Genomic DNA, 13,158 nt, shown 5'->3' with positions numbered 1-13,158 from the left:
ACGTTTGGGCGAGCCTGATATATTTCAGTTTCGTGACATTTGTTTGCTTTAAATCAATATATTCGGCAAATAACAGTTAGTAAGTAGCGCAGTAAGTAGATTCAGCTTAACCCTCAGAAGAGAGAATAAACATGTTTGGACGATTGATGCCCACCGAGGGCAAATTCTTTGAGCTCTTTAACCAGCACGCAGAGTTATGCGTCAAGGGCGCCAAGGAAATGGTGGCGTTGATGACTAATTTCGACGATCTGGAAATCCGCGTGCACGCTATCGAAGGCATTGAGAAGCAGGCCGACCAGGTCACCCATCATGCAATCGACATGCTGCACAAGACTTTCATCACGCCTATCGATCGCGACGACATCCATCAGCTGATCACGCGCATGGATGACATCCTGGATTTGCTGGAAGACGCGGCGCAGACCATTTCCCTGTACGACATCAAGGCCATCACGCCGGAAGCCAAGCGCCTGGCCGAGCTGTGCCTGGGTTGCGCGGAAAAGGTCAAGGCCGCGGTGGGCCTGCTGCACAACATGGACAACTCGCGTGAAATCCTGGCCATCTGTGTCGAGATCGACCGCCTGGAATCGGATGCCGACCACGTGATGCGCGCCGCCATGTCGAAGCTGTTCCGCGACGAACCGGACGTGCGCACCCTGATCAAGCTGAAAGCCATTTACGAGTTGCTGGAAACGGTAACGGACCGTTGCGAAGATGTCGCCAACATCATCGAAGGCATCATCGTAGAAAACGCCTGATCCATGCACACTCTTCAAATCAGTATCTACGTTCTCGTTTTCCTCATTGCACTGGCGCTGGTATTCGATTTCATGAACGGCTTCCATGATGCCGCCAATGCCATCGCAACCGTGGTTTCCACCGGCGTCCTGAAGCCGCAGCAGGCAGTCGCCATGGCGGCCCTGTTCAATTTCATTGCGATCGCGGTATTCCAGCTGCATGTGGCCGCCACGGTGGGCAAGGGCACCATCGATCCGAATGTGGTCGACCATTACGTCGTGTTCGGCGCGCTGGTCGGCGCCATCTGCTGGAACATCCTGACCTGGTATTACGGCATTCCGTCGTCGTCTTCGCACGCCTTGATCGGCGGCCTGGTCGGCGCTGCGGTAGCCAAGGCCGGCACCGGTTCGCTGATCTCGGCCGGCCTGATCAAGACGATTGCGTTCATCGTCCTGTCGCCGCTGCTGGGTTTCGTGTTCGGCTCGATCATGATGGTGCTGGTGTCGTGGATCTTCGTGCGCTCCACGCCGCGCAAGGTCGACAAATGGTTCCGCCGGCTGCAGCTGGTGTCGGCTTCGATGTACAGCCTGGGCCACGGCGGCAACGATGCGCAAAAGACCATCGGCATCATCTGGATGCTGCTGATCGCCACCGGCTTTTCGCAGCAGACCGATGCGCTGCCGCCTTGGTGGGTGATCATTTCCTGCTATAGCGCGATCAGCCTCGGCACCTTGTTCGGCGGCTGGCGCATCGTCAAGACCATGGGCCAGAAAATCACCAAGCTGAAACCGGTGGGTGGCTTTTGCGCCGAAACCGGCGGCGCCATCACCTTGTTCCTGGCCACCATGCTGGGCGTTCCGGTCTCGACTACCCACACCATCACCGGCGCCATCGTCGGCGTCGGCGCGGCGCGCCGGGTTTCCGCGGTACGCTGGGGAGTGGCTGGAAATATCGTCTGGGCCTGGGTGCTGACGATCCCGGCGTCGGCCTTCATGGCGGCGATTGCCTGGTGGATAGGCAGGCACATCCTGTAAGGGATTTTGCAAGAAAAAGCGGAAAGGGCGATGCAGCGGAATTGTGCATCGCCTTTTTTTACGCCTGGTGCAGGTAATTTTTGTGAACGTTTACCGGGTTGCCATGGTCTTCCATAGCAAATACAATAGTTTCTTCGTGGAAATTAATAATAGTCTGACTACAATAAGCACATGCATAGTGCATTGACTGAGGAGCGACCATGCAACGAGCACTCAAGAAAAGCATGAATGGCGTCGTCATCGCATTTGCCGGAACCTTGATTACCCAGGCGCACGCTACCTGCAGCAGCAATGCACCTGCCAGCGGCGTTTCGGTAAGCTGTTCCGGCGCCGTTGCAACACCTGTTGCGGCACAAGCCGGCAGCACCGGCGTGACGGTCACGCTGGATTCCAGCGTAGTGGCGAATATTCCGCGCAGCACCAGCCCGGTCGGTTTTCAGGTGGATACCTCAAGCACCGTCACCAGCAACGGCAGCATCACCCTGACCGGCGGCGGCGGCACCGGCGGCAACCGAGGCGCCGCGCTGCTCGGCTTAAACAACAACAACCAGCTCACCAACGGCGCCCAGGCCAGCATCAGCACCACCGGCGCCTTCAACGACGGCATGGCCGCCAACGGCAGCGGCAACACGCTGATCAACCAGGGCACCATTTCCACCACGGGTCCCAATGCCTTCGGCATATCCGCCGCCTGGGGCCAGACCAATCTTGGCCAGTTGAACAACACCATCAGCAACTCAGGGACGATTACCACCGCAGGCAGCAACGCCCGCGCCATCTCCATCCTCGGCGGCAGCGGTACGGTGACCAACAGCGGTAGCCTGTCGACCAGCGGCGCCAGCAGTCCTACCGTGTACATGCAGGGCAATAACGACAAGCTCGTCAACAGCGGCACGATCAACGCTTCAGGCACAGGTTCCGACGCGGTGTTTTCAAATACCGTGGGTTCCAGTTTTACGGCCAGCATCGAGAACCAGGCCGGCGGCCAGATCATCAGCCAGCAGGGCGCTGCGGTGCGCACTCTCAACGGCAGCAGCACCGTCATCAATGCCGGCCTGTTGCAGAGCGGCTCCGGCACGGCGATTTCGATGGGCACCGGCGTCAATACGCTGATATTGAGAACCGGTTCGGTGATCAACGGCGCTGCCAATGGCGGCGGCAACGCCGGCAGCGGCGTAGTGCTGCAGGGATCGGGCACGGCCTCGAATGCATTTACTAATTTTGCCAGCTTGCAGGCGCAGGGCGACAGCTGGACCTGGAGCGGCAACGGTGTTTTCACTACTGCGCAAATCCAGAGCGGCCTCTTTAACCTCACTGGCAGCCTGGGCGGAGCAACCACCGTCGCCTCGGGAGCAACCCTGGCCGGCAACGGCGGCACGATTGCCGGCAACCTGCTGAACCAGGGCACCCTGCATCCAGGCGTCGGCGACGGCAGCGGCGGCCTGACCGTGACGGGAAATTTCACCCATGCGGCAAATGGCATATTCCAGACCGAGGCGTCGCCGGTTTCCGCCGGCTTGCTGACTGTAGGCGGCACTGCCAGCCTGCAGGGAGGAACCGTGAATGCGGCCATGCTGCCGGGTTCTTATCCTGACCAGGTCCGGTTGCCGATTGTCACCGCCGCGGGCGGCGTCACCGGCACTTTCAGCCAGCTGCAAGCGAACGCAACGGCGTTGCTGACGCCAACGCTGGCGTATGACAACGGCAATGCCTACCTGGTGATTACCCGCGCGCCGATCGCGACGGCGGTCACCAGCGGCAACAATGCAGCGATCGGGCAAGCCATCGACACCAGCCGGCCCCAGGCCACGCCCCAGGAACCGGTGCCGCCCGCAGTTACGCCAGCTGGCGTGCCGGTAGCCACGGGTGCGCTGGCGGAGACGATCAATACCCTCAACTTGCTGGATAAGGCAGAGTTGCAGGCAACCGTAGGCAGCCTCACCGGCGGCGTCCATGCAACCTTCTCGCAACTCGCCCTGCGTGAAAACGACCTGTTCGGCCGCGCTCTGTCGATACGCCTGGACACCCAGCGCGAGGGCAGGCGCAAGGTTGGCGATAACGGCGTGTGGGTACGCCCCTACGGTTCTTTCGGTAAATTGAGCGCCACCGCGGACACCTCCGGCGCGAGCTACCGGATAGGCGGCATCAGCGCCGGCGTCGACCGTGCTGTAGGTAACGATTGGATTGTCGGCGGCGGCTTCGATTATGCCCACCTGAACGCCGACTTCGACGATTACAACGGCAACGGCAAGCTCGACAGCTACAAGATCGGCGCCTATGCCAGTTACGCTCCAGGTCCGCTGTATGTCGATGCGATCGCCAGCTACGCGATACAGCGTACCGGCATCCAGCGCGACGTGCTGACCGGAACCGGCTCCACGCTGCGCGCCAAGAGTTCCTATGACGGCCAGCAGGCAAGCGCCTACGGTGAACTGGGCTATCGTGCGAAACTGGACGAACGTTTTGTCCTGCAGCCGTTCACCGCCTTGCATTACACGCGCTTGCGCCAGGACGGCTTCACCGAAACCGATGCCGAGAACCTGGGATTGTCCACCCACAGCACTACCTTGAACAGCTTGCGCAGCAGCCTCGGCATCAAGGCCAGCCAGGACCTGCCGCTGTCCACGGGTTTCATCACGTTCGGCGCGCAGTTGCGCTGGATGCATGAGTTCATGGACGCCCAGGCGCAATACCAGGCGACCCTGATTGGCGCCCCGGGCAGCGATTTCACGGTGAAGGGCGTGGACCTGGGCCGCGATGCGGTGCTGGCAGGACTGAGCCTGTCATACACCGTTTCGCCGCGCATGAACCTGTTCGCCGACTACGACTACCAGGCGGAATCGCATAACCGTGTGAACCGGGTCACTCTCGGCTTGCGTTATCTCTGGTGAGCCCGGTTCAACCGCTTGGCGCGCCGCGGTAAGCAAGGTTTGCGCATAAAAAAAGAGCGATGCCGTCTCAACGACGGTATCGCTCTTTTTACAACTGCATCCGGTCCTTTAGTGGGCGCCGCCCGCATCAGCCGGCACGCTGGAGCGGGAAGGCTTGGTCAGCCACACCAGCGCGATCAGCATCAGGAACAGGACCGCCGAGATCCAGAAAATATCGGTGGCGCCCTGGGTTGCGGCTTTCACCGTAATCAGGCGCTCGATAGTGGCCCAGGCCGCAGGTTCCGACATGCCCTGGGCGGTCAGGTTATGCACCGCTTCGTTGAATGCCGGGCTGTGCGGGCCGCTGAATTCGGTCAGCTGCGAATGGTGCAGCGATGTGCGGCGATCCCAGAAGGTGCTGGTGATCGATGTGCCCATGCCGCCGAACATGATCCGCACGAAATTGGACAGGCCGGCCGCCGACGGCATCTTTTCCGGCGGCTGGCCGGAGAGGATGATCGAGGTCAGCGGAATGAAGAACATCGCCATCGCCGCACCCTGGATCACGGTAGGAATCATCAGCGTGAAGGTGTCGACGTTTTCAGTGAACTGCGAACGCAGGAAAAACACTAGCGCAAAGATCAGGAAGGCCGTGCTGGCAACCCAGCGGGCATCTACCTTCGGCAATATTTTCCCGATGAACGGCGACAGGATGATGGCAAAGATCCCGACCGGCGCCATCACTTCGCCCGCCAGCGTCGCCGTATACCCCAGCGTGGTCTGCAGCCACAGCGGCAGGATCACCAGGCCGCCGAACATCAGGCCGTAGCCGACCGAAATCGCGATCACGCCGCCGCTGAAGTTGCGGCCTTTGAACAAGGTAAGGTCGACCACCGGATGGTCGTCGCCCAGTTCCCAGATCACGAAATAAATAAAGGCAACCAGTGCGATCGCACCCAATATCACGATGGTCGAGGAATTGAACCAGTCGAGCTCCTTGCCCTTGTCCAGCATGATCTGCAGCGAACCGACCCAGATCACCAGCAGGCCGAGGCCGATTTTATCGATCGGCAGTTTATAGACTGCCGACTCGCGCTTGTGATAGATCGACCAGGTGGCCCAGGCGGCAAATACGCCGACCGGAATGTTGATGTAGAAAATCCACGGCCAGGTGTAGTTGTCCGAAATCCAGCCGCCCAGCAGCGGCCCCATGACCGGCGCAACCAGTGTCGTCATGCCCCAGAAGGCCAGGGCCATGCCGCTCTTGGCGGGCGGGTAACTGGAGAGCAGCAGCGACTGCGACAAGGGAATCATCGGTCCTGCCACCGCGCCTTGCAGCACCCGCGCGGCAATCAGCACTTCCATGCTGGGAGCCAGGCCGCACAATATCGACGACAGCACGAACAGGATGATCGATGTGACAAACAGGCGCACCTGGCCGAAGCGCTGGGTCAGCCAGCCGGTCAGCGGCACCGAGATGGCGTTGGCGACGGCAAACGAAGTGATGACCCAGGTGCCTTGCTGCGGCGATACACCCAGGTCGCCCGAAATGGCCGGGATGGAAACGTTGGCGATGGAAGAATCGAGCACGTTCATGAACACGGCTAGCGATAACGCTACCGTGCCCATGACAAGCTTGCCGCCGGTCAGCGGCGGCAGTGGTTGCGATGGCGGCCGCGCGGGCAGCGCCGGTTTTGGGGAACTCATGAAGGCATTCCGGTAAGGGTTCGCGCGCCGGAGGCCGCCGCGACGGCGGCATCCGGCAGGGCAGGCAGCAGCTTAGTGTGCAGCAGCTGCATTGTTATTGGCGGCGATGATGCTGGCGATGCGTGCATCGGCTTCCTGGCCGCTCTTGTCGAAGACGTCGGTGGTGTAAGCCGGCGTCGTGCGCGCTGTGCCTGCGGTCAGCGAGGTGCCTTCGGTCTGGGCAATGTCGACAGTGGCGTCCATCGATACGCCGATGCGCAGCGGATGGCTTTCAAGATCCTTGGGATCGAGGGAAATCCGCACCGGGATCCGCTGCACGATCTTGATCCAGTTGCCGCTGGCGTTTTGTGCCGGCAGCAGCGCGAAAGCAGAGCCGGTGCCGGCTGCCAGGCCGACCACCTTGCCGTGGTATTCGATCTTCGACCCGTACAGGTCCGATTTCAAGGACACCGGCTGGCCGATGCGCATGTTGTTGATCTGCACTTCCTTGAAATTGGCGTCAACCCACAGTGCGTTCAGCGGCACGATCGACAGCAGCGGTGTGCCGGCGGCGACGCGCTGGCCGACCTGCACCGAGCGCTTGGCGACGTAGCCTGTGGTCGGCGCCAGCAAGGTGGTGCGGGCCAGGTTGATATAGGCATTGCGCACCTGGGCGGCAGCGTTTTGCACATTCGGATGCTGTTCAACCGAGGTGTGGTCGGTCAACACGCGGTTCGACGCCAGCTGTTCGCGCGCAGCCTGCAATGCAGCTTCCGCTCCTTGCACCGCGACCTTGGCGTGATCCAGTTCTTCCTTGGATACTGCGCCGGTGCTGATCAGCTGCTGGCGGCGCGCCAGGTCGGCGCGGGCACGGTCCAGCTCAGACGTACGGGCGGTAACGTTGGAAACCAGGGCGTTGTTGTTGACGAACAGCGTGCGCACCTGGCGCACGGTTTGCGCCAGCTGGGCTTCCGCCTGGTCCAGCGCTACCTTGGCGTCGGCCTTGTCCAGCTCCACCAGCGGTTTGCCGGCTTGCACCAGTTCGGTATCGTCGGTATTGATCGCCAATACCGTGCCGCCTACCTGCGGCGTGACTTGCACCACGTTGCCGCCGACATACGCGTCGTCGGTGTTTTCGTAGTGACGGGCATAGATGAACCACCAGATGCCATAGGCAAGCAGGACGATGATGAGGGCGATGGTGACGCCGATCAGCAGGCTGCGGCGTTTGCCGTTGCCGTTGCCATTGGCGGCCGGGGCCGGAGCAGCTGGGGACGGATTTTCTGGAGTTTGATTTGGTGTGGTCATGATGCGGGTTTCGCAATAAGTGAACGGTTTATTTTATGGATCAGTTAGCTGCGTTTGCTTGCGAGCTGGCAGTGCCTGTGCTTGCTTCGGCCGGATTGAGTCCCTCGGCCGCGGCGTCAAAGCCGCCGCCCAGCGACTTGATCAGGTTGACGCGCAGGTCCGCCCTGCGGGCGCGCGTATCGAGCTCAAGCTTGCGTTGCGCCAGCCAGGAAATCTGGGTGCTTACCACCTGCAGCATGTTGGCGGTGCCCACCTGCTGCCGCTGTTCAGCCAGTTTCATGCCGCGCTCGGCGGCATCTACCGCAGCCTGCTGGTTCTTGCCCTGGGTTTCAGCCGCCTGCAGCGATTGCACGCTGTCGGCCACTTCATGGAACGCATCGTTCAGGGCCTGGTTGTAAGTCGCCACGGCGCCGTCATAAGCGGCGACCCGGCCCTTGAGCTGGGCGCGCAATGCGCCGCCTTCAAAGATCGGCAGGTGGATCGCGGGGCCGATGCCGACCACCTTGCTGCTGTGGTTCAGGAATTGCGAAAAGCTGAGGCTGGAAAAGCCGGCCATGGCCGACAGGTTGATATCCGGGTAGAACTCGGTCTTGGCAACCTTGATGTCGCTCTGTGCAGCTTCCACCTGCCAGCGGGCGGCGACCACGTCCGGGCGGCGTCCAAGCAGGCCAAGCGGCAGCTGGTCGGGCAGGGCGATGGCGGCGTCCGCCGGCAATGCCGGAGGCGCGATTTTCAGGCCGCGGTCAGGACCCTGGCCCATCAGCGCGGCGATCTGGTTGCGGGTCAGCGCGATCGCTTCCTGCCATTGCGCCTGCTCGGCGCGCAAGCCGGCTACCTGCTGGCGGCTTTGCTGGTTGTCGCTTTGGGTGTCAAGGCCGGCGGCGAAGCGCTGCTGGGTCAGCTTGTCGAGCTTGTCGCGCAGCACCAGCTGCTGGTTGGTCAGGTCCAGTTGCGCGTACTGGCGTCCCAGCTGCAGCCAGGCTTTCGAGATGCCGGCGGTCAGCGCCAGGCGCGCCGCATAGTGCTCAGCTTCCGCGGCCTTGCTTTGTGAAATGGCTGAGCGCAGCTGTGCGCTGTGCTTGCCCCAGAAATCCAGGTCGTAGGAGAAATTCAGCGCGGTTTCATAATCCGTCACATACATGCCGCCGAACGGCGGCGGATAAATGCTGTTCTCGGAAAACCGTTCGCGGGTGGCCGACAGGCTGGCGCCGACTTGCGGCTTGCTGGTGGCGCCGGCTGCCTCGACCATGGCGCGTGCGGCGCCGATGCGGGCAGCGGCGGCCTGCAGGTTGGGATTGCCCGCCAGCGCTTCATCCACCAGTTGCTGCAGCTGGCTGCCGCCGATCGCGTTTACCCAGGAGCTGGCCGGCCATAAACCGCCTTGTCCCGGCAGGGAAGCGGAGGAGGCGTAGTCGTCCGGGTTGTTGGTGCTGGCGGTGCTGTGGATGCCGCTGAAGTTGGCGCATGCCGCCAGCAATAGTACGGCGGCGCTGATCACAAGGCGCTGGGTGCCGAGTTTCGGCAGGCTGCGTCGGGCTGAAGATGGATGAGAGTTCATGTCGGCGTTGATTTGACGGATTGGTTTAGCGGTCACGAATAGAAAGACTATCGGGAACTGCTGCTTGTTTAAAAGTAATATTGAATAAATTAATCTTGCATAGTCAATGTGTTTTCTCTGGCGGCGCATTGCTTGCCAGCAGCCGCCTGAGCATCGATTTCAAAAAGCCGATCTCTTCCGCGCTGAACGCCGAAAAATGCTTGTTCAGCACGCCGCAAAACGCCTGCGGCACCAGTTTCGACAACTCCACGCCGCTTGCCGTCAGGTGCAGTTTCATCAGCCGCCTGTCATTTGCGCAGGGCTCGCGCTTGATCAGGTCTCGCGCCACCAGGCGGTCGATCATGCGCTTGGTGGATGCTGCGTCGGTATACGTCTCGCGGGCCAGGTCGGCGGCCGTCGAATACTTTCCTGTTGACAACATCAGGAGGATGGCGCCTTGCGCATGGGTGATCCCGTACTGCATCAGAGATTCATCGGAGCTCTTGACCAGCATGGCGCGCGAACGCGCCAGCAGGTAGCCTATGCTTTCTTCAATCTGGTAAGTATCCAGAGTGAACAATGGGGGGGGGGTGCTCACGATTTTCTCAACTTGTTTTGCTTGACTTGTTGCTTCAATATTCATTGCCTAGGCAAGAATATACTGCAAAATAAAGTTTCTTGCTGACGACACTTTAGAATTGTTGTTCAGGTCCTGGCGTGGCACAGGCGGGCAGTTGCAGCAACACCGTCAGGCCGCGCTGCTGCTCGCCGATGCCTAGCGTCACCGTGCCTTGCGCCGCGATCACGATTTCCTTGACGATGGCAAGGCCGAGGCCGGTGCCGTCCTGCCCCGGAGCCGCGTTGCGGAAGAAGCGTTCAAACACGCGGTCGCGCACTTCGGCCGGGATGCCCGGACCGTTGTCGCTGACGCGGATCTCGACCTGTCCGTCACTCGCCGCGATGGCTACCGTCACCTTGCCGTCCACCGGGGTATAGCGGATAGCGTTGTCGACCAGGTTCATCATCATGGCGCTGAACAAAGCTTCGTTTCCCATCACCCACGCATGCTCGATTGCTGTCTCCAGCCCGAGGTCGATATTCTTGCGCTGCGCCAGGTCGACGATTTCTTCCAGCACCGTGGCCGACACCGCCAGCAGGTCTACCGGCTGGCGCAGGAAGGCCGTGGTGTTGGAGGCTTCCGCCTGCGACAGCAGCAACAGCTTGTTGGTCAGTTCGGTCATGTTGCGGCTGCTCTCCTGCATCGCCTGCAGTACCTGCAGCACTTCGGCGCGCCGGCTTTCATCGCTCAGGCGGTGCGCGAACTGGATTTGCGAATCGAGCAGGGTGAGCGGGGTGCGCAACTGGTGGGCGGCATCGGCGATAAAACGCTTTTGCGCCGACACCTGCGTGTTGAGGCGCTGGATGGTCTGGTTGATGGCTTCGACGATCGGCCTCAGCTCCAGCTGCAGCTGGCCGGCCTTGATCGGCGACAGCGAGGTCGCATCGCGCGCGGCCAGCTGGTTTTTCAGATGCATCAGCGGCCGCAATTCCATGCTCAGGCCGATCACCACCAATGCCGCGGCCAGCAGCAGCATGGCGATCTGGCGATGCAGGGCAGGGCGCCACAGGTCAGCCGCCATCTGGTCGCGGGCGCCGGTGGTCTGGCCAACCAGTACCGCGATCTTGCGCAGCTGGCCAGCGTTGTACAGGGTGCGCACCTGGCTCACCACGCGCAGTACCTGGCCGTGGTAGTCGATGGTGCTGAACGCCGGCGCGCTTAGAGGAAAACGCAGCGCTTGCGGGAAATCGGGACGGCCTGCCAGCAAGCTGTCGTTATCGGTGATGACCTGGTAGTAGACCTGGTCCTGCCTGGGCGAGACCAGCAGTTCCAGCGCCGCCGGCGGGATGCTGGCATGCGGTACGCCGTCCAGCCAATGGATCTCGCCGGCGATCACTTGCGCCGACGCCAGCAGCGCATGGTCCTGGATCAGGTCTGCGGTCTGGCGCGCGCTGCGATAGGAAAGCGAAGCGCTGATGGCGACAAACACCGCCAGCGGAATCAGCAGCCATAACAGCAAACGCAGGCGCAGGCTGATGATCAATTGGCGTCTTTCTGTTTGAGCAGGTAACCGAGTCCGCGCAAAGTCATGATGGCGGCTTGGCAGTGTTCCAGTTTCTTGCGCAGCCGGTGGATGTAGATTTCGATGGCGTCGGCGCTGGGTTCGTCGTCGAGGCCGAACACGCCGTCCATCAAGGCGGTCTTGGAGACGGTCTTGCCTTGCTTCAGCATCAGGATTTCGAGCACATCGTGTTCCCGGCCGGGCAGCGCCAGCAGCTGGCCGGCAATCGAGAACTGCCGGGTGTTGCTGTCGTAGCGCAGGTCGGCGCAATGCATCTCGGCCGCCTTGTCGGGCGTCTGGCGGCGGATCAGGGCCTTGATCCGCGCGACCAGCTCGCGCACCTCGAACGGCTTGACCAGGTAGTCGTCGGCGCCGGCGCCGAGGCAATCGACTTTCTCGTCGACCGAGCCGCTGGCGGTAAGGATCATGACCGGCACATTGTTATGCCGTTCGCGCAGCCGGCGCAAGACGCTCTTGCCGTTCATCTTCGGCAGCTGCAGGTCGAGCAGCACCACGTCGTAGCTTTCGCTTTGCAGCAGGCGGTCGGCGGCTTCGCCGTCGCTGGCGAGGTCGATGGTGAATTTGTCTTCCTTCAAAATCTTGCTGAGCCATAACGCCAGCGGCGGATTGTCTTCGATCAGGAGTAGTTTCATGGATGTGGTTGCTTATGTGGCGCTTTATGTTGCACTGCAAGTTAAATAAGGCGGTTTTGGAAAGCTGGATGAAAGTTAGCGCATCCTAGAATACGCCCAAGACTGGAACAATGGCATGCTGTCCTGCGGATCCGGTCATTATCCCAAAAAAACAAACGGAGACAACTCAATGCATACCCTCATCCGCGGTTCCCTGCTTTCCGCTGTGCTGCTTGGCAGCGGCGTGCTTGGCGCCAGCCAGGCCATGGCGGCCGATTCAGGAAAGATCACCATCATGGTCGGCGGCATCACCAAGATGATCTACCTGCCGGCCAAGCTGACCGAGCAGCTCGGTTACTTCAAGGAAGAAGGCCTGGACGTTGAGCTGCAATCGCAGCCGGCTGGCGTGGATGCGGAAAATGAATTGCTGGCCGGGGCAGTGCAAGCGGTGGTCGGCTTCTACGACCACTCCATCGATTTGCAAAGCAAGGGCAAGGAAGTCACGGCGATCACGGTTTTCGGCCAGGTTCCGGGCGAAGTTGAAATGGTGTCGACCAAGGCTGCCGCCACCATCAAGAGCATGGCTGACGTCAAAGGCAAAACGCTGGGCGTGACCGGCCTCGGCTCGTCGACCAATTTCCTGACGCAATACCTGGCGGCCAAGGCCGGCATCACGTCCAGCCAGTATTCGGTGTTGCCGGTGGGCGCCGACAATACGTTCATCGTCGCCATCAAGCAAGGCCGCATCGACGCCGGCATGACCACCGAACCGACCGTGTCGCAGCTGCTGAAGACCGGCGAGGCTTCGGTGCTGGTCGACATGCGCACCGTCGAAGGCACGGTCAAGGCGCTGGGCGGTTTGTATCCGGCGTCCAGCCTGTACGTCCAGGGCCCATGGCTGAAGGCGCACAAGGCCGAAGCGGCCAAGCTGGCGCATGCTTTCGTCAAGACGCTGAAATTCATCAACACCCATAGCGCTGCCGAAATCGCCGACAAGATGCCGAAGGATTACTACGGCAATAACAAGCCGATGTATGTGCAGGCCTTGCAAAATTCCCTGCCGATGTTTTCGGCCGACGGCAAGATGCCGCCAGGCGGCCCGGAAACCGTGCTGCAGGTGCTGTCGGGTTTTAATCCTAACGTCAAGGGCAAGCATATCGACCTTGCCAAGACCTATACCAACGAGTTTGTCAGCCAGGCCAAGTAAGGCCGAAGCTTAACCATCCGGCAGGC

10 protein-coding genes are annotated in these 13,158 nt (G+C 61.1%); 4 read left to right on the top strand and 6 right to left on the bottom strand.

The annotated features are described in order from the left end of the window. Positions 1 to 131: 131 nt before the first annotated feature. From V8G57_RS05350 to V8G57_RS05340, 3 genes are all read left to right on the top strand, one after another. A complete protein-coding gene (locus V8G57_RS05350; protein WP_014006461.1) occupies positions 132 to 758 on the top strand; it encodes a DUF47 domain-containing protein in 627 nt (208 codons plus the stop codon). Positions 759 to 761: 3 nt separating this feature from the next. Further along, positions 762 to 1,772 (top strand): inorganic phosphate transporter, encoded by a 1,011-nt coding sequence (locus V8G57_RS05345; protein WP_092394050.1) that lies wholly within the window; start codon positions 762 to 764, stop codon positions 1,770 to 1,772. A gap of 200 nt (positions 1,773 to 1,972) precedes the next feature. Continuing rightward, positions 1,973 to 4,663 (top strand): autotransporter family protein, encoded by a 2,691-nt coding sequence (locus tag V8G57_RS05340; RefSeq protein ID WP_342828484.1) that lies wholly within the window; start codon positions 1,973 to 1,975, stop codon positions 4,661 to 4,663. A 108-nt stretch (positions 4,664 to 4,771) separates the two neighbouring features. On the opposite strand, the gene V8G57_RS05335 is transcribed toward V8G57_RS05340, so the two are convergent. The 6 genes from V8G57_RS05335 to V8G57_RS05310 form a co-directional block, all read right to left on the bottom strand. Beyond that, complete coding sequence (locus V8G57_RS05335) at positions 4,772 to 6,349, bottom strand: DHA2 family efflux MFS transporter permease subunit (RefSeq protein WP_342828483.1); 1,578 nt, start codon at positions 6,347 to 6,349, stop codon at positions 4,772 to 4,774. Between the two features lie 72 nt (positions 6,350 to 6,421). Further along, positions 6,422 to 7,636, bottom strand: coding sequence for an HlyD family secretion protein (locus V8G57_RS05330; RefSeq protein WP_342828482.1), 1,215 nt, complete (start codon positions 7,634 to 7,636; stop codon positions 6,422 to 6,424). Between the two features lie 40 nt (positions 7,637 to 7,676). Further along, the gene (locus tag V8G57_RS05325) at positions 7,677 to 9,194 is read right to left on the bottom strand and encodes an efflux transporter outer membrane subunit (protein ID WP_342828481.1); all 1,518 of its coding nucleotides are present in this window, start codon (positions 9,192 to 9,194) and stop codon (positions 7,677 to 7,679) included. Positions 9,195 to 9,297: 103 nt separating this feature from the next. Next, entirely contained in the window at positions 9,298 to 9,771 is a 474-nt protein-coding gene (locus V8G57_RS05320) for a MarR family winged helix-turn-helix transcriptional regulator (protein WP_342828480.1), read from the bottom strand. Positions 9,772 to 9,865: 94 nt separating this feature from the next. Next, the gene (locus tag V8G57_RS05315; RefSeq protein ID WP_342828479.1) at positions 9,866 to 11,275 is read right to left on the bottom strand and encodes a sensor histidine kinase; all 1,410 of its coding nucleotides are present in this window, start codon (positions 11,273 to 11,275) and stop codon (positions 9,866 to 9,868) included. Continuing rightward, complete coding sequence (locus tag V8G57_RS05310; RefSeq protein WP_092394033.1) at positions 11,272 to 11,946, bottom strand: response regulator transcription factor; 675 nt, start codon at positions 11,944 to 11,946, stop codon at positions 11,272 to 11,274. Before V8G57_RS05310 ends, V8G57_RS05315 begins: the two co-directional genes overlap by 4 nt. 169 nt (positions 11,947 to 12,115) lie before the next feature. On the opposite strand from V8G57_RS05310, the gene V8G57_RS05305 reads away from it, so the two are divergent. Further along, entirely contained in the window at positions 12,116 to 13,132 is a 1,017-nt protein-coding gene (locus V8G57_RS05305) for an ABC transporter substrate-binding protein (RefSeq protein ID WP_061540548.1), read from the top strand. Positions 13,133 to 13,158 lie beyond the last annotated feature (26 nt).

The sequence above is a fragment of the Collimonas rhizosphaerae genome (assembly GCF_038896935.1).
Lineage (GTDB): Bacteria > Pseudomonadota > Gammaproteobacteria > Burkholderiales > Burkholderiaceae_D > Collimonas > Collimonas rhizosphaerae.
Note: the sequence above shows the minus strand (reverse complement) of the source record. Positions and strands in the feature narration are given on the sequence as shown.

Coding starts and splice junctions, on each gene's coding strand:
- V8G57_RS05350 (WP_014006461.1), top strand. CDS start 132: ATGTTTGGACGATTGATGCCCACCGAGGGCAAATTCTTTGAGCTCTTT.
- V8G57_RS05345 (WP_092394050.1), top strand. CDS start 762: ATGCACACTCTTCAAATCAGTATCTACGTTCTCGTTTTCCTCATTGCA.
- V8G57_RS05340 (WP_342828484.1), top strand. CDS start 1,973: ATGCAACGAGCACTCAAGAAAAGCATGAATGGCGTCGTCATCGCATTT.
- V8G57_RS05335 (WP_342828483.1), bottom strand. CDS start 6,349: ATGAGTTCCCCAAAACCGGCGCTGCCCGCGCGGCCGCCATCGCAACCA.
- V8G57_RS05330 (WP_342828482.1), bottom strand. CDS start 7,636: ATGACCACACCAAATCAAACTCCAGAAAATCCGTCCCCAGCTGCTCCG.
- V8G57_RS05325 (WP_342828481.1), bottom strand. CDS start 9,194: ATGAACTCTCATCCATCTTCAGCCCGACGCAGCCTGCCGAAACTCGGC.
- V8G57_RS05310 (WP_092394033.1), bottom strand. CDS start 11,946: ATGAAACTACTCCTGATCGAAGACAATCCGCCGCTGGCGTTATGGCTC.
- V8G57_RS05305 (WP_061540548.1), top strand. CDS start 12,116: ATGCATACCCTCATCCGCGGTTCCCTGCTTTCCGCTGTGCTGCTTGGC.